This is a genomic window from Lutibacter sp. A80 (genome assembly GCF_022429645.1).
Lineage (GTDB): Bacteria > Bacteroidota > Bacteroidia > Flavobacteriales > Flavobacteriaceae > Lutibacter.
The window spans coordinates 2,842,115-2,859,047 of sequence record NZ_CP092480.1; the positions used below are offsets into that span (position 1 = coordinate 2,842,115).

Consider the following 16,933-nt stretch of genomic DNA (forward strand, 5'->3'; position numbering starts at 1 on the left):
TGTTTGAAATTTAGTTTTCAAACAGCTTTTTTTGTTAAATAATTTTATTCAAATTCGGGCTTGCGTTTTTCTAAAAAAGCAGTTGTTCCTTCTTTAAAATCTTCAGTGCCAAAACTAACGCCAAATTGTTCAATTTCTACACTGTATCCGTTTACGCAATTGGTGTAGTTTGCATTTATGGCTTTAATTGCAGCACTAATTGCAACTGAAGAATTTTTAATAATTTTACTTGCTAATTTTTCACATAAAGGAATTAGTTCATTTTGCTCTACAACATAATTTACCAAACCGTATTGTTTAGCTTCTTCAGCAGAAATCATAGCAGCGGTCATAATCATTTCCATAGCTTTTCCTTTGCCTACTAATTGTGGTAAACGTTGCGTACCTCCATAGCCTGGAATAACACCTAAACTTACTTCTGGCAATCCCATTTTAGCATTGGAACTTGCTACTCTAAAATGTGCTGCCATTGCTAATTCTAATCCGCCACCAAGTGCAAAGCCGTTAATGGCTGCAATTACTGGTGTACTTAAATTTTGAACAAAATCGAATAGTATGTTTTGACCTTCTCTAGCTAATTCAGTTCCTTCTTCTACATTATAATCTGCAAATTCAGAAATATCGGCTCCGGCAACAAAAGCTTTTTCACCGCTTCCTGTTATAATAATAACTTTTACAGAGGTGTCGTTTTCTAAAAATTTAAATGCTTGGTGTAATTCTAGAATTGTATCTTTATTTAAGGCATTTAATTTTTTTGGTCTGTTTATTATAATTGTGGCAATACTCTCCTGTTGCTCAATTAATATAGTATCGAAATTCATAATATTATTTTTTTGGTACTATTATTTTAAAAACTGTTCCTGTATCTTTTTGTGTTGTATAAGTAATGGTTCCATTATAAGCTTCTACAATGTTTTTTACCATTCCTAAACCTAAGCCCATTCCGCTTGATTTAGTAGTAAATTTTGGTTCAAAAATCTTTTCTTTATCTTCAAATGAAATTCCTTTACCATTGTCTGCAACAACAATAATAACATTTTTCTCATCATCAGAAACTGTTACTTCAATTTTTTTATTTTCAACCTCATCTAAAGCTTGTGTAGCATTTTTAACTAAATTGGTAACAATTCTAATTAATTGTGTTTTATCTAATTTTGCTATAATTTCTTCTTTTTTAGGGAAGTATAAAATATAATCTTCTGTAAATATATCTAAAGCATATTTTACAACTTTTACAACATTAAGTTCTTCTCTGTTTTGAGTTGGCATTTTAGCAAAGTTAGAAAACGCTGATGCAATTGAACTCATTGTGTCAATTTGCTGGATTAATATTTTACTAAATTCATTTATTTTTTCGTGAATTTCAGGATCTTTTGGGTCAAACTTACGTTGAAAACTTTGAACTGTTAAACGCATTGGTGTTAATGGATTTTTAATTTCATGAGCTACTTGTTTTGCCATTTCTCTCCAAGCTTGTTCGCGTTCTCCTTTTGCTAATTTAATGGCACTTTCTTCCAATTCATCAATCATTTCATTAAAAGCATTTACTAATGTAAACATTTCGGCACTTGCATCTGTTAAGATTATTTTTTCGTTACGGCGATTTAAGCGTGTTAGGCTCATTTTATCGGTTACCGTTTTTATAGATCTTGTAATATAGCTAGAAATAAAATAAGCCAAGCCAATAGCTAATAAAAACATAAGTGCATAAACATATGCCATTCTAATTAAAAACTCTTCTAAATCTTTATTATGACTTGTATTGTCTTGTACATATTGTAAATTTAAAATACCAATGGGTTTAAATTTATTATCTGTAATATAAGAATAAGACGATTGTAAGCTGTTTTCATTTATTGTTTTAGTACTTACAACTCGGTGTTTTACAGTGTTGTTAATGCCTTTTAAAATTGTATCGCTAAGTTTTGTAGGTGCATCGCTTTTTACAAACCCAGAATGTGAGCTTTTTGCAATATTTCCATCTAAATCGTAAATATTGATTTCTAATTTTTCGATATCAGAAATTTCATGAATTTTTTCTCTGAAAATAAGTTTTAAATTTTCTTCAACTATTGGAAATGTATTTCCTCTACCACTATTTAGCCAATAATTAATAGAGGCTTTTACAGCTTCTTCTTTTCTTTCTAATCTACCTTGATTGTATTCATCGGTTTGTTCTTTGTATTGGTAAATTGTTACAGTTGCAATTAAAATAGAAGCTAAAAAAATTAACAATATCATTGCTAAAAATATGCGAATGCGTAGTGAGAGGTGTTTAAGTTTCATTTAAATAAATTTTCACCAACTCGCATGTTGTTAACTTTCTATGGAAGTTGGTATTGGTATTTTTTATAAAAAATGCTTATAAAATTTCAGTCAATAATTAACAGTAAATATACTGATTAATATTATCAACTAATATAAGTGTTTTTACAATTAAATTGTTGTTGTAGCCTTGCAACAATAAATGTACCAAGAAAGTTATTTATATTTAAGTTTTAAAATAATTAATAATAAAGCTAAAATTCCGGTGATAATATTTGAAAGAATCATAGCTAAACTATTTAAATGAATACCGTATATTAACCATAGTATTATACCCACAAAAAAGATAATAAACATAGGTAATGATAAGCTTTCTGTAGATTTAGTTTTCCAAGCTTTAACTACTTGTGGTATAAAAGAAGTTGTGGTTAAAGCAGCAGCAATAAGACTAATAATCTCGTAAGTATTTATCATAAAAGGTATTTTAATTACATAAAACCCTGAAACAAGTTCAGGGTTATGTATTTAATTTTTATCCAACAATATTTACAATTTTACCTGGTACAACAATTACTTTTTTAGGTGTTCTACCTTGTAATTGTGCTTGTGTTTTTTCGTGAGCAAGTACCGCTTTTTCAATTTCGTCTTTAGACATATCTAATGGTAGCTCCATTGTAAAACGCATTTTTCCATTAAATGAAATTGGGTATTTTTTATTGCTTTCAACTAAGTGTTTGGCTTCAAATACTGGGAAATCAGCAGTTGAAATAGAAGTTGTATGTCCTAGTTTATTCCATAATTCTTCAGCAATATGTGGTGCATATGGCTCAATAATAACTGCTAAAGGTTCTAAAATTGCACGTTTATTACATTTTAATGCTGTTAATTCGTTTACAGCAATCATAAAAGTTGAAACAGAGGTATTAAAAGAGAAATTAGCAATATCTTCTTCTACTTTTTTAATGGTTTTATGTAATGTTTTTAGCTCTTCTTTTGTTGGAGCTTCATCTGAAACTGAAAATTCATTATTAACAATGTATAATTTCCATAGTTTTTTTAAGAAATTGTATACACCAGAAATTCCTGAAGTTTTCCAAGGTTTAGATTGTTCTAATGGGCCTAAAAACATTTCGAATAAACGTAAACTGTCTGCACCGTATTCTTCACAAATTTCATCTGGATTTACAACATTGTATTTAGATTTCGACATTTTCTCCACCTCACGACCAACAATATATTTGCCATCTTCTAAAACAAATTCTGCATCTTTAAATTCTTCTCTCCAATTTTTAAAGGCTTCTACATCTAATTCATCTGAACCATTTACAAAAGAAACATCTGAATGTATTGCTTGTGTTTTAAAATCTTTTTTTAGTCCTTTTGAAACAAATTTATTTTCACCTTCAACTCTATAAACAAAAGCACTTGTTCCAGTAATCATTCCTTGATTGATTAGTTTTTTTGCAAACTCATCTGTTGGAATAAAACCTCTATCGAACATAAATTTTTGCCAAAAACGCGCATATAATAAATGTCCGGTTGCGTGTTCGCTACCACCAATGTATAAATCTACATCTTGCCAATAGTTAATTGCATTTTCTGAAAACATTTCCTCGTTATTTTGAGAATCCATATAACGATTAAAATATTGTGAACTTCCTGCCCAACCAGGCATAGTATTTAATTCTAGAGGGAAAACAGTTTTATTATCAACTAAACTATTTGAAACAACTTCGTTTTTAACAGTGTCCCAAGACCAAATTGTAGCGTTTCCTAATGGTGGTTTTCCGTCTTCTGTAGGTAAATATTTTTCTACTTCAGGTAGTACAATTGGCAAATGAGCTTTGTCAATCATTTGAGGTAAGCCGTTTTTGTAATATACAGGAAAAGGTTCTCCCCAATAACGTTGACGGCTAAAAACAGCATCTCGTAAACGGTAATTTATTTTACCATAACCAAAACCTTTTTGTTCAATTTCATAAATAATACGTTTCATGGCTTTTTTATATGATAAGCCATTTAAAAAGTCTGAATTAGCAAGTTTAACACCTTCTTTAGTTGCACATGCTTCTTCAGAAATATCTACACCTTCAAAAATATTTGGTATTTCAATATTAAAATGTTTAGCAAAAGCATAATCGCGTTCATCTCCACAAGGAACAGCCATAACAGCACCAGTTCCATAGCTTGCTAATACGTAATCTCCAATCCAAATTTGCACTTTTTCACCTGTAAATGGATGTAAGGCGTAAGCACCAGTAAATACACCAGAAATGGTTTTTACATCGGCCATTCTATCAAGTTCGCTACGTTTTGCAGTAGCTTTTATGTAAGCATCTACAGCCTCTTTTTGTTCTGCAGTGGTAATTTTTGAAACCAATTCGTGTTCTGGAGCTAATGTCATAAAACTTACTCCAAAAATAGTGTCAGGACGAGTTGTAAACACATCAATTTTATCTTCGAAACCATCAACTTTAAAAGAAACCATTGCACCTTCTGAACGACCTATCCAATAAGTTTGAGAATCTTTTAATGGTTGTGGCCAATCAAGTTTATTTAAACCATCTAATAGGCGTTGTGCGTATGCTGTAATTCGCATACTCCATTGCATCATTTTTTTCCTTACTACGGTATGTCCACCACGTTCTGAAACTCCATTTACTATCTCGTCATTAGCTAAAACTGTTCCTAAGGCAGGACACCAGTTTACTTCTGTTTCAGACAAAAATGTTAATCGGTATTTTAATAAAATATTTTGTTTTTCTTCTTCAGAATAATTTTTCCAATCTTCAGCAGTAAAAGTTGTTATTTCAGCATCGCAAGCTGCTTTTACAGTTGAATTTCCTTCGGTTTCAAAAATTGAAATTAAGGTTTCAATAGCTTCAGCTTTATCACTTGTTTTATTATACCAAGAATTAAATAATTGCGTAAAAATCCATTGCGTCCATTTGTAATAACTAGGATCTGAGGTTCTTACTTCACGAGACCAGTCAAAAGAAAAGCCAATTTTATCTAATTGTTTTCTGTATGTTTTAATATTTGCTGCAGTTGTAATTGCTGGGTGTTGCCCTGTTTGAATAGCATATTGTTCTGCTGGTAATCCAAAAGAATCGTAACCTTGTGGATGTAACACATTAAAACCTTTATGGCGTTTGTAGCGTGCATAAATATCGGAAGCTATATATCCCAATGGATGTCCAACATGTAAACCTGCGCCAGAAGGATACGGGAACATATCCAGTACGTAAAATTTAGGTTTTTCTGATTTGTTTACGGCTTTAAAAGTTTCATTTTCTGCCCAATATTGTTGCCAGTTAGCTTCAATTTCTCTAAAATTGTATTCCATCCTAATTATTCCATTTTTAAAAGTGCAAAGTTACGTTTTATAAATAGAATTATAAAGTGTATTTTTATAGGATGTAATTTATTAATTTGTACTAATTTAATTTTAAGTAATTATGAATAGTGAAATCGGGTTAGTGCTGTCTGGTGGAGGAGTTCGGGGTATTGCACATGTTGGCTTTTTACAAGTATTACTTGAGAATAATATTATACCAACAAAAGTGTCAGGTACTAGTGCTGGAGCTTTGGTTTGTGCACTCTATGCGGCGGGTTATAATACTCAAGAGATGTTGGCTTTTTTTAAAGAAACACCTTTACTAAAGCTATCTTTATATGCTTTAAATAAGCCAGGTATTATGGATAGTGAGAAATATATCGAATTTTTTAAAAGATATTTTTCTGAAGATACATTTGAAAGTTTAAAAATTCCACTAACTGTTACAGCTACTAATTTATTAAATGGTCAGTTAGATTATTTTAACAAAGGACAGCTTATAAAACCTTTAATTGCTTCTTGTGCATTGCCACCTGTGTTTTCACCAATTGAAGTGAACGGGAGTTTATATTCAGACGGAGGAGTTTTAAATAATTTTCCAATAGAGCCCTTAAAAGCATCCTGTTCTAAAATTTTAGGAAGTTTTGTTAATCCTATTGAAGAAATTGCGAAAACTGAGATAAATTCTTCTTTAAAATTAATGTATCGGGTTTACCATATTGGTTTAGATGCTAGTAATATTAAAAAGTTTTCAGAGTGTAATTATGTGTTTTCTCCTAGAAATATAGATGAAGTAGGTGTTTTAGATGCTGATGGAATTGATAAAGCATATAAAATTGGGTATGACAATGCTCAAAATGAAATAGAGCGTATTTTAAAAGCTGTTAATTATTAAAGGCTCATAGCAGTTACTATAAGCCCTTAATTTTAAACAAAAAAAGAATAAATTTATTTTTTAATAGGTACTGTTACTAGGGTATTTCCAAAGCCTAAAAACATGTTAATAGCATCATCTTTTCCATCAAAAGCAATTGAAAATGCTTCTATTGATTCTTTAGATTCAGAAACTGTTCCCTTAACTCTTACTACGTCTTCACTTTCTTTATAAAAATAAGATCCCCAAACGTTTTTAGCAGTACTTAAAATTACTGTCCATTCGTCTTTATTTGGTATTGTAAACAAGGTATATGTTCCTGCTTTTACTGGTGTTCCACCAAATACAACATCTGCATAAAAAGTGATTTCTGTAGCTTCGTTAGCACCAGTTCTCCATACTTTATTACTCGGTGCTAATTTTTCAACAGTTCTTCCTTTTAGTTGAGGTCTACTGTAAGTTACTTTCACTAATTTATTAGATTCTTTATAGCTTACAGGGTACGCTGCAGCATCCATTGGACTTTTATCTAAATCGGCAAATTTTTGAGCAGACATTTCGTTAGTAAACAAGAAAGCAATTGTTATAACTGCTATAAATAATACGTTTTTTTTCATTTTGATACTTTTTAGATTATATAATTTTACTGTTTGTCTAAAAAAAAGTGAATTTCATACAAAAAATCTTGTTTTTTGTTTATAAATAGATTCCTATTTAAAACATTTATAGATAACTTTATACATTTGAGCTAATTGTAAAAGCATATTTTTTGAAACAAAAACTACTTTTAATACTTACTATTTTAAGCCTAAATGTTGTAATTGCTCAGGAATTTGAAGAGGTTGGAATTAAATATAATATTACTTCTGGATCTACTGTAGAGGTTGTTAAAAATTCTCCGGTATATTCTGGAGTTATAAATATACCAGATACAGTAACGCATTTAGGGATTACATATAATGTAACTTCAATAGCTACTCAAGCATTTTATCAATGTACAGGTTTAACAAGTGTAACTATTCCAAATTCAGTTATAGTTATTGGAGCTGAAGCATTTCATAATTGTACAAGTTTAACAAATGTAAGTATTCCAAATTCAGTAACTACTATAGAGGATAATGCATTTAATAATTGCACAGGCTTAGCTAGTGTAAGTATTGGAAGTTCAATTTTAACTATAGGGAATTACACATTTAATAATTGTACTAGCTTAACCAGTGTAAGTGTAGCTGTTTCTAACCCGTCAAGTATTTCTTTAGGGGTATTTGTATTTAACAATGTGCCTGTTAGTTCAGCAACTTTAACAGTACCTTTAGGTAGTGAAACAGTTTATGCTACTGCTGCTCAATGGTCGGCTTTTGGTACCATTGCAGGAGGTACATTAAGCATTAATAATTATATTTTAGAGGCTGCTTTTAGTATGTATCCAAACCCAATACAAAACACCTTGTTTATTAAGCAAAACGAAGCTTATCAGTTAGAAAATATAGGTATTTATACAATGCATGGAAAACATATTTTTAATACTTCCGAAAAAACTATAGATTTTTCAGCGTTGCCTACAGGTTTGTATTTGGTAAAACTTACAACAGATATTGGTAGTATTACTAAGCAATTTATAAAGGAATAAATTTTTCTTTAAAATTAATATAAGGTTTACTGTGCAGCTAAATTATTGTAGTTTTGAAACTTTAAAATTTTATAAATTTTAATTTGAAAAATAAAAATTACAAAGCGCATTTAGCATTACTTGGGGCTAATACAATCTATGGAGGGAACTTTCTAATAGCGAAAGGTTTAATGCCTAATTATTTACAACCTTCTGCATTAGTTTTATTAAGAGTAGCAGGTGCAGGACTGCTATTTTGGGTAGTAAAATTGTTTGTAAAAGAAAAGATTGAAAAAAAAGATGTACTACTACTTGCTTTTTGTGGGCTTTTTGGAGTGTCTGCTAATATGCTTTTCTTTTTTTATGGATTGAGTTTAACTTCTCCAATTGATGCTTCAATAATTATGACAAGTACTCCTGTAATTGTTTTAATTTTAAGTGCATTAATTTTAAAGGAGAAAATAACGAGAAATAAATATATAGGTATTTTTATTGGTGGAATAGGGGCTGTAATTCTAATTTTATATGGAAAAACTGGGGAAGGAACCAGTTCTGTTATCGGTAATTTATTTGTATTTTTTAATGCTACCTCTTATGGTTTGTATTTGGTTTTAGTAAAACCTTTAATGAAAAAATATAAAGCGCTAACAGTAATTAGTTGGATTTTTATGTTTGGACTTGTTTTTACAATTCCTTTTGGAATTGGTGATTTGTCAACTACAGATTTTAGTACTTTTACAACAGGAGCTTATTTAGCAATAGCTTATGTAGTTATTGGTACTACTTTTTTAACATATTTATTTAATATATATGCCCTAAATTATGTTTCGCCATCTGTAAATGGGAGTTATATTTATTTACAACCAGTTGTAAGTTTTACAATGGTTAGTGTACTTGCCTATTTTTTTGATAATACTATTTATGCTCAAGATATTAGTATGGTTAAAATATTGAGTTGTATTTTAGTAATTACCGGTGTTTATTTAATTAGTAGAAAAAAATCTTTGAGTTTTAAACGACTTTAATCTGTTAAAAAATAATTGATTTAAATATTTCTTGCTCTTTTTTCTTGAGGAAGTAGTTCGTAATAAATCAATTCATTTATAGGTGTTGGAATACCTAATTCTTTACCTAAACGAACAACAGTTCCGTTTTGGGCTTCTAATTCCGAAGGTTTCCCTTCCATAATATCGCGTTGTAAAGATGCAGTGGTTTCAAAAGGTAAAGATTCTAGTGTTTCTATTTGTTTATCTATAATATTACTCGGTAAATTAACACCTTTTGCTTTAGCTATTCTAAAAATTTCTTCGGCAGTTTTTAACATCATATTTTTAATATATGGTAAGGCTAGCATTTCTCCAAGTGTAGACCGTGTTAATGCTCCCAAAGCACTAAAAGTTGTTATAAATAAATATTTTGTCCAAATTTCTTTTTGTATATCTTCTGCCAATTTATTTGTAATAGAGGCATTATTAAGTGTTTCTTCTAGCTTTAAAACTCTTTTAGTTTTTTCATTATTTAACTCGCCAAAAACTATTGTTGGTTTATACGCTACATGGTTAATTATACCGTAATCTTCAACAAAACTTACTATTTTACATAAACCACCTAATACGTGTTTTTTATCAATAACTTCAGATAAAACCTCATGATTGTTACAACCATTTAATAGTGAAATTACCAATGTGTTTTCATTTAAAACAGGTTTAATTGTTTCAGCAACTTCTTTAAGTTGCCAGGTTTTTACCGAAATTAATATTAAGTCAATATCCTTTACTTCAGAAATATCTGTAGTTGCATTTGCTGGTTTTACTAAATAATTTCCATCAATACTTTTAAGCTGTAATCCATTTTTTTTAATTGTTTCTAAATGTTTACCTCTAGCTATAAATGTTACATTATTTCCTGCTTGTGCTAAACGAGCTCCAAAGTATCCTCCAACGCCACCCGTTCCATAAATTATGATATTCATATTTTAAATTTTAAGTTCAAAAGTACATGTTTATTACAAAGCGTGTAATTTAAATTTTAAAAAATATTCTTAAAAATGCTATTTATAAACAAAATATAGGTTGCTTTTGCAGTGTTAATTAGTTTGTAAATTGCTAATAACATACTAATTATTAAATATTTTTTGGCTAGTCTAAATTTTTATTTATAAAAATAAAAATTGTAGATTTGTGCTATGAAAAATTCTTTATCGCAAACTGAAGAAAATTACCTAAAAGCTATTTATAGTTTAAGTTTTGAAAAAAATAAAAGAGCAAGTACTAATGATATAGCCAAAAAATTGTCAACCAAAGCTTCATCTGTTACCGATATGATTAAAAAATTATCGGATAAAAAGTTAATAAATTATAAAAAATATCAAGGAGCAAACTTAACTGCTGAAGGGAGAGATATTGCGGTAAAAATTGTGAGAAAACATCGTTTGTGGGAAGTGTTTTTGGTAAACAATTTAAATTATGCTTGGGATGAGGTGCACGATTTAGCCGAGCAACTGGAACACGTTCGGTCGGAAACATTGATTGATAAATTAGAGCAATTTTTAGAATTTCCAAGTCACGATCCGCATGGAGATCCAATTCCAGATAAAGATGGAAAAATTCATTTAAGAAAAACAGAATTGTTAAGTGCTGCTAAAAATAATGTTTTGTATACAATTGCGAATGTAAAAGATAATTCAAAATCTTTTTTACAATTTTTAGACAAACATTTTTTAGCAATAGGTACTGAATTAACAATAGTAGATAAATTTGATTTTGATGAATCTGTAACTATTAAGTTACATTCAGGAGATTTTTTAACACTTTCTAAAAAAATATGTGCAAATATATTTGTAACTATAAAATAATGTTATGGCAAACCCAGTAATTTCTTTAATTGTATTTGTATTAATAATTGCAATTCTTGTAGTTCTATTTTATCCTAAAACCGGTTTTTATTGGAGGCTTCTTAGAAGTTTTAAAAGAGATTCTAAGGTGTTAATTGAAGATATTTTAAAAAAATTATACCATGCAGAAGACAATGGTAATACCTTAAATAGTAATGATATTATTAGTGCTTTAGATGCCAATCCAAAAAAAGTAATAGAAATTATTGCCGAAATGGAAGAAAAAGGATTGATAAGTTTTGAAAATGGCGATATAAAACTTACTGAGTTGGGGATGGATTATGCGCTTAGAATAATAAGAGTTCATAGATTATGGGAAAAATATCTATCTGAAAAAACAGGTTTCGCTAAAAAAGATTGGCACGGGATAGCCGAAAAAATGGAACATGAATTAGATCAAACGCAAACTAAAGAGTTGGCAACAGATTTAGGAAATCCTAGATTTGATCCACATGGAGATCCAATTCCTACAGAAACAGGTGAAATAGAGCCAATTAATGGACAGCCGCTTCCAAATTTTTCAGAAGGAACAATTGGACGAATTATTCATATAGAAGATGAGCCTGAAATAATTTATAAGCAGATTTTAGCCGAAGATTTACATATTGGATCACATGTTCTTATTATTGAAAATAACGAAAAAAGAATTGTGTTTCATTCTGAAGGAGAAAAGTTTATTTTAGCTCCAATTGTAGCGAATAATATTACAATTTCTGAGTTGGAAAAAGAAGAATTTTCAGAAGAAAACACTTCTAGACTTTCAAGTTTAAAAGAAAGTGAACAAGCTAAAATTATAGGAATTTCTCACGAATGTAGAGGAGAAATGAGAAGAAGACTATTAGATTTAGGTTTTGTTATTAACACAAAAATTGAAGTAGATTTAACAAGTCCAATGAAAAATCCACGAGCTTATTTAATTAGAGATACTTCAATAGCAATACGAAACGAACAGGCAAAATTTATACTAATTGAAAAAATACAAGAACATGCAAAAAGTAACAAATAGTGCTTGTGAAGGCTGTGAATTAAATCAGGCTTCAAACCTAAAAAAATTAGGGATAAATGTTGAAAATAACGATTATATAGTTGCTCTTGCAGGAAATCCGAATACCGGAAAAAGTACTGTTTTTAATGCCTTAACTGGGTTAAAACAACATACAGGAAATTGGCCAGGAAAAACAGTTACACGTGCAGAAGGAGGATATAGTTATAACGATAGTAAATATAAATTAGTAGACCTTCCGGGTACCTACTCATTACTTTCTACCTCTCAAGATGAGGAAGTTGCGCGTAATTTTATTCTTTTTGGAAAACCAGATGTAACAATTATTGTAGTAGATGCAAGTAGATTGGAGCGTAATTTAAATCTAGTCTTGCAAATACTTGAAATAACCGATAAAGCTGTTCTATGTTTAAACTTAATGGATGAGGCTAAACGTTTAGAAATTGAAATTGATGATAGAACTTTAGCGCGTGACCTTGGAATACCAGTGGTGCCAACCAGTGCAAGATCTAAAGATGGAATACCAGAGTTATTAAAAACAGTGCATGATGTTGCAACAGGAGAAATAAAATGCAAACCTCACCGTATTAAAAATGTTCCTAAAAATATTAATAATGCTATTGAGAAATTACGTATAGAAATAGAAAAAGCATATCCAAATTTACCAAATAGTAGATGGATAGCACTTCGATTACTAGATGGAGATCAACGTATTATTGAAGCAGTAAAAACAGGAGAGTTTATTTCTGAATAATTAAATTTTTGAAAGTAGTATAACAATATTATGAAAACGAATAAAATATTAAATATCAGTAACGATTTAAGGTGGCAAATTGGTGAAGGCTTTCATGATAAATTAACCGAAGGAATTTATTCAGATGCAGCTACTATTTCTCAAAATTCTGTTCGTAAAAAAGGGGGTAAAAAACGCTTTCGATTCGATAGAGCTTTGGATAAAATTGTAACAAGTAAAACTTGGGGATTTCCAATAATGATTTTTATTTTATCTGTTGTTTTGTGGCTTACTATAATTGGAGCTAATTATCCTTCTGGTTTATTAGCAGATTTATTGATAGGGCAAATTTATCCTTGGTTAAAAGGTATAGGTGAGTCTTTAGGGTTTACTTGGTGGTTAAGTGGGTTTTTGTTTGATGGGGTGTACCTTGCTTTAGCTTGGGTAATTGCAGTAATGTTACCTCCAATGGCAATATTTTTTCCACTTTTTACTTTGTTAGAAGATTTTGGATATTTACCTCGTGTAGCTTTTAATTTAGATAATTTATTAAAAAAATCTGGTGCCCACGGTAAGCAAGCTTTAACTATGAGTATGGGTTTTGGTTGTAATGCAGCAGGTGTTATTGCAACGCGTATAATTGACAGTCCTAGAGAGCGATTAATAGCCATTATTACAAATAATTTTTCGCTATGTAATGGAAGGTGGCCTACTCAAATACTAATAGCATCTATTTTTATTGGCGTATTGGTGCCAGAAAATTTTGCAGGTGCAATCTCTACATTAGCAGTTATTAGTATTGCATTGTTAGGTGTATTTTTCACTTTTATGGTATCTTTATTTTTATCAAAAACAATGTTAAAAGGTGAAGTATCTTCTTTTACATTAGAATTACCTCCGTATAGACCACCACATTTTTGGAAAACAATTTACACCTCTTTAATAGATAGAACATTAATTGTTTTATGGAGAGCCTGTGTTTTTGCAGCACCTGCAGGAGCGGTTATTTGGTTAATTTCTAATGTTGCTATTGGAGATTCTAATATTGCAAATTGGTTAATTTTACATTTAGATGGTTTTGGATTACTTTTAGGTTTAAATGGAGTAATTTTATTAGCCTATATTGTTGCAATACCTGCCAACGAGATTGTAATCCCTACAATACTAATGTTAACTGTAATGGCAGCCTCAATTACTGGCGTAGGTAGTGGAAATGGTGTCATGTTCGAATTGGAATCTGTTTCAGCAACGGGAGATATTTTAAAAGCAGGTGGTTGGACTTTACTTACAGCCATAAATTTAATGTTATTTAGTTTATTACATAACCCATGTAGTACCACTATTTATACTATTTATAAGGAAACAAAAAGTGTAAAATGGACTGTTGTTGCAAGTATTTTGCCTGTAATTTTAGGGTTTACAGTTTGCTTTATTGTAGCTCAAGTATGGAGAATATTTATGTAAACTATTTATATAAGCTTATGTTTTTGAGCCATTAAAACAGCTTCCATTTTATTATGAACTTGTAGTTTTTTATAAATATTTTCTATGTGTTTTCTAACCGTTGAGGGTGAAATTATTAGGTTTTCTGCAATAGCATTGTAGTTTAAACCTTTGCTTAAATGCTCTAAAATTTCAGTTTCTCTATTGGTGAGCTTAATTTTTTCAATTTCATTTGAAGTGTCGACAATAATGGGGTTACGTAATAAATTTAGAGTTTTTAACGCAATGCTTGGAGTCATAGGTGCACCACCATTTATAACTTCTAAAATACATTTATGTAAATTTTCTGCATCAATTTCTTTCAATAAATAGCCATTTGCACCGGCTTTTATGGCTTTAAAAATGTTTTCATCATCATCAAAAACAGTAAGCATAATTATTTTAATATGTGGGTATTTAGATTTTATTATTTCCGTAGCCGTAATACCATCCATTTCAGGCATTTGAATGTCCATTAAAATAACATCAATATTTCGGTTGACTTCTAGTTTTCCAATTAATTCAGCTCCGTTAACACCTTTAAATTTAAAATCTAAATCGTTAAAAAAGGATAATTTTTCTATAACAGCTTTTGCTAAAAAGCTATTATCTTCTGCTATGGCTATTTTTAGATTCATAGATAGATGTTTTTGTTGACGTAAATTTAATTGATTAATAGTTTTTAAACTATACGACATTTGTCCTATTTTTTGGACAAGAAATTATAATTGAAGTGCCATTGTTAGGTTGCGAGTTAATTGTAATTTCTCCGTCAATTTCTTTAATTCTCCGTTCCATATTTTCTAGCCCATTACCAAGTCGGGTAGTATTTATGTTGAAACCTTTACCGTTGTCGGTTATTTCAAATTTAATGCTAGTTTCATTTTCTAAAATTTGTAGTGTTATTTCTGAAGCTTCGGCATATTTTATGGCGTTATTTATAGCTTCTTGAATTACTCTAAAAATATTAATTCCTTTTACTGAAGAAAATAACAATTCACTAGTTACTTTAATATTGATATTAAAATGTATTGAATTGTTTGTTGCAGATTTTGCTTTTTCTATAAAAGATAAAATTCTTCCTTGTAAATTATCAAAAGAAATTTTATTTGTATTCATAGCCCAAATAGTATCTCTAAGTTCAGAAATTGTGGTGCTTGCAAAATTATTTATTTCAGAAAGTTTGTTAAGTAGTTTTTTATTGGTTGGGTCTGATAAAAATTTTAAGTTATCTATAGATGAAATTATAAAGGTTAATTGCGACCCAATATTATCGTGTAAATCGCGAGAAATTCGTAGACGTTGATCTTGCAATTTGTTATAAGTCTGTGCTTCTTTTAAAGCTAATTTATTTTTATATTCTCTTTTTTTATGTTGTTGACGTTTGTATAAACCAAACGAAATAATTGTAAACACAAGTAAGCCAGAGCCTAATAATAGGGTGGTTAGATTTTTGTTTTTTATTTCTAATTCATTTTTTAAAAGTTTTTCTTTTTGTTCAGCGATTTCTTTTTCCTTTTTTTCGGTTTCATATTTTGTTTCTAGCTCAAAAATAGTTTTTGTTTTTTCTTCAACAAATAAGCTATCTTTTCCTACGGCATAAGCTTCATAATAATTGTATGCTTGTTTATGGTTTCCTAATTTAGATTCAATATTGGCTAATAGTTTATAGGCTTTAATTTCAAATTCTTTAAAACCTTTTTCTTGAGTTGTTTTTAATGCATTATTTACTACCGAAATGGCTTCAGAATATTTTTTTTCAGTTACTAAACTTTTTGCTAATCCAATTTGAGCGTGTGCTAACTCGTATAAATTTTGATCTTTTGTAAATAGAACAATTGCTTCTTTATAATAGTGTTGCGCTGCAGTTCTCAATTTTAAACTGTCTTTGGCAATAGCAATATTATTTAACATATAGGGTACATAACGCTCATAACCTAATTTACTGTAAAGGGTTTTGGCTTCTTCAGAATAGGAAATGGATTCGTTATATTTTTCTAAACTTAATAATACAGAACCTATATTTCCTTTTGTTACAACTATACCAAAAGGAGAATTGTTTTCTTCGTAAATGTTTAACGCTTTTTTATAATAATTTAAAACCTTGTCGTATTCTTTTTGTTTTTTATATACAATTCCAATATTTCCTAAAACCATAGGAAGTTTATTAGAAGGCACATTTTGTTCTTCTTCGTAAATTTTTAAAGCTTTAAAATAGCTTTCTAAAGAACGTGCGAAATCACCTTTTAAGTCGTACGCAATTCCAATATTGTTATAGGAATCTGCAGCACCAATAGTTTGACCTATTTTTAACTTTATGGCTAAGCTTTTTTTATGATAGGTGAGTGCACTGTCTAAAATTCCTTTGGCATCAAAACAATTTGCTAAGCTATTGTACGATGAAGCTATTGCTTGTTGTTGATTTAAATTTTTTGAAATTTTTAATGATTTTCGAGCGTAAAAAAAAGCACTATCAATATTAGAGTTTTTAAATTCCCAAGAGATATCGTTCAAAGTTTTAATTAATTGAACCTCTTTTTGAGTTTTTGAAACCTGTAATAAACTATCTAATATTTTATTATTTTTATTTTGAGAATAGCCAATGGTTGTAATTAAAATTAAATAACAAAAGAGTATTTTTATTTTCATAAATGTTTTGTTTAAAGCAATATACAAAAAACGAAATAACATTTACTACTAAACTTTTTTATAAAAAAAGACTGCTTCAACTTGTGGG

15 protein-coding genes are annotated in these 16,933 nt (G+C 29.6%); 7 read left to right on the forward strand and 8 right to left on the reverse strand.

All coding sequences use genetic code 11. The annotated features are described in order from the left end of the window. Positions 1-44: 44 nt before the first annotated feature. The 4 genes from MHL31_RS11700 to leuS form a co-directional block, all read right to left on the reverse strand. Complete coding sequence (locus MHL31_RS11700; RefSeq protein WP_240226137.1) at positions 45-821, reverse strand: enoyl-CoA hydratase/isomerase family protein; 777 nt, start codon at positions 819-821, stop codon at positions 45-47. A 4-nt stretch (positions 822-825) separates the two neighbouring features. Further along, positions 826-2,286, reverse strand: coding sequence for a PAS domain-containing sensor histidine kinase (locus MHL31_RS11705; RefSeq protein WP_240226138.1), 1,461 nt, complete (start codon positions 2,284-2,286; stop codon positions 826-828). A gap of 195 nt (positions 2,287-2,481) precedes the next feature. Continuing rightward, the gene (locus MHL31_RS11710) at positions 2,482-2,739 is read right to left on the reverse strand and encodes a SemiSWEET family sugar transporter (RefSeq protein ID WP_240226139.1); all 258 of its coding nucleotides are present in this window, start codon (positions 2,737-2,739) and stop codon (positions 2,482-2,484) included. A 58-nt stretch (positions 2,740-2,797) separates the two neighbouring features. After that, complete coding sequence (gene leuS, locus MHL31_RS11715; protein WP_240226140.1) at positions 2,798-5,611, reverse strand: leucine--tRNA ligase; 2,814 nt, start codon at positions 5,609-5,611, stop codon at positions 2,798-2,800. Positions 5,612-5,723: 112 nt separating this feature from the next. Between leuS and MHL31_RS11720 the strand changes: the two genes are divergently transcribed. Then, positions 5,724-6,497 (forward strand): patatin-like phospholipase family protein, encoded by a 774-nt coding sequence (locus MHL31_RS11720; protein ID WP_240226141.1) that lies wholly within the window; start codon positions 5,724-5,726, stop codon positions 6,495-6,497. 53 nt (positions 6,498-6,550) lie between these two features. On the opposite strand, the gene MHL31_RS11725 is transcribed toward MHL31_RS11720, so the two are convergent. Next, a complete protein-coding gene (locus MHL31_RS11725; protein WP_240226142.1) occupies positions 6,551-7,093 on the reverse strand; it encodes a DUF2911 domain-containing protein in 543 nt (180 codons plus the stop codon). A 152-nt stretch (positions 7,094-7,245) separates the two neighbouring features. Between MHL31_RS11725 and MHL31_RS11730 the strand changes: the two genes are divergently transcribed. Together MHL31_RS11730 and MHL31_RS11735 are read left to right on the forward strand one after the other, a co-directional pair. Beyond that, the gene (locus MHL31_RS11730) at positions 7,246-8,106 is read left to right on the forward strand and encodes a leucine-rich repeat domain-containing protein (RefSeq protein WP_240226143.1); all 861 of its coding nucleotides are present in this window, start codon (positions 7,246-7,248) and stop codon (positions 8,104-8,106) included. A gap of 83 nt (positions 8,107-8,189) precedes the next feature. Next, entirely contained in the window at positions 8,190-9,110 is a 921-nt protein-coding gene (locus MHL31_RS11735) for a DMT family transporter (protein WP_240226144.1), read from the forward strand. A gap of 20 nt (positions 9,111-9,130) precedes the next feature. Here the strand turns inward: MHL31_RS11735 and MHL31_RS11740 are convergent, their stop codons facing one another. After that, entirely contained in the window at positions 9,131-10,057 is a 927-nt protein-coding gene (locus MHL31_RS11740; RefSeq protein WP_240226145.1) for a ketopantoate reductase family protein, read from the reverse strand. 213 nt (positions 10,058-10,270) lie between these two features. Here MHL31_RS11740 and MHL31_RS11745 point away from each other — a divergent pair, with 213 nt between their 5' ends. From MHL31_RS11745 to MHL31_RS16345, 4 genes are read left to right on the forward strand one after another with little or no spacing between them, the layout of a single operon-like run. Beyond that, the gene (locus MHL31_RS11745) at positions 10,271-10,939 is read left to right on the forward strand and encodes a metal-dependent transcriptional regulator (protein ID WP_240226146.1); all 669 of its coding nucleotides are present in this window, start codon (positions 10,271-10,273) and stop codon (positions 10,937-10,939) included. Positions 10,940-10,943: 4 nt separating this feature from the next. Then, positions 10,944-11,984: a metal-dependent transcriptional regulator gene (locus MHL31_RS11750; protein ID WP_240226147.1), complete on the forward strand. Its 1,041-nt coding sequence runs from the start codon at positions 10,944-10,946 to the stop codon at positions 11,982-11,984. Continuing rightward, complete coding sequence (locus MHL31_RS16340) at positions 11,965-12,735, forward strand: FeoB small GTPase domain-containing protein (RefSeq protein ID WP_371824120.1); 771 nt, start codon at positions 11,965-11,967, stop codon at positions 12,733-12,735. The genes MHL31_RS11750 and MHL31_RS16340 overlap by 20 nt, the downstream gene beginning before the upstream one ends. A gap of 30 nt (positions 12,736-12,765) precedes the next feature. Continuing rightward, positions 12,766-14,178, forward strand: coding sequence for a nucleoside recognition domain-containing protein (locus MHL31_RS16345; RefSeq protein WP_371824121.1), 1,413 nt, complete (start codon positions 12,766-12,768; stop codon positions 14,176-14,178). Positions 14,179-14,183: 5 nt separating this feature from the next. Here the strand turns inward: MHL31_RS16345 and MHL31_RS11760 are convergent, their stop codons facing one another. Together MHL31_RS11760 and MHL31_RS11765 are read right to left on the reverse strand one after the other, a co-directional pair. Beyond that, complete coding sequence (locus tag MHL31_RS11760; protein ID WP_240228895.1) at positions 14,184-14,834, reverse strand: response regulator transcription factor; 651 nt, start codon at positions 14,832-14,834, stop codon at positions 14,184-14,186. Positions 14,835-14,883: 49 nt separating this feature from the next. Continuing rightward, the gene (locus MHL31_RS11765) at positions 14,884-16,845 is read right to left on the reverse strand and encodes a tetratricopeptide repeat protein (protein ID WP_240226148.1); all 1,962 of its coding nucleotides are present in this window, start codon (positions 16,843-16,845) and stop codon (positions 14,884-14,886) included. Positions 16,846-16,933 lie beyond the last annotated feature (88 nt).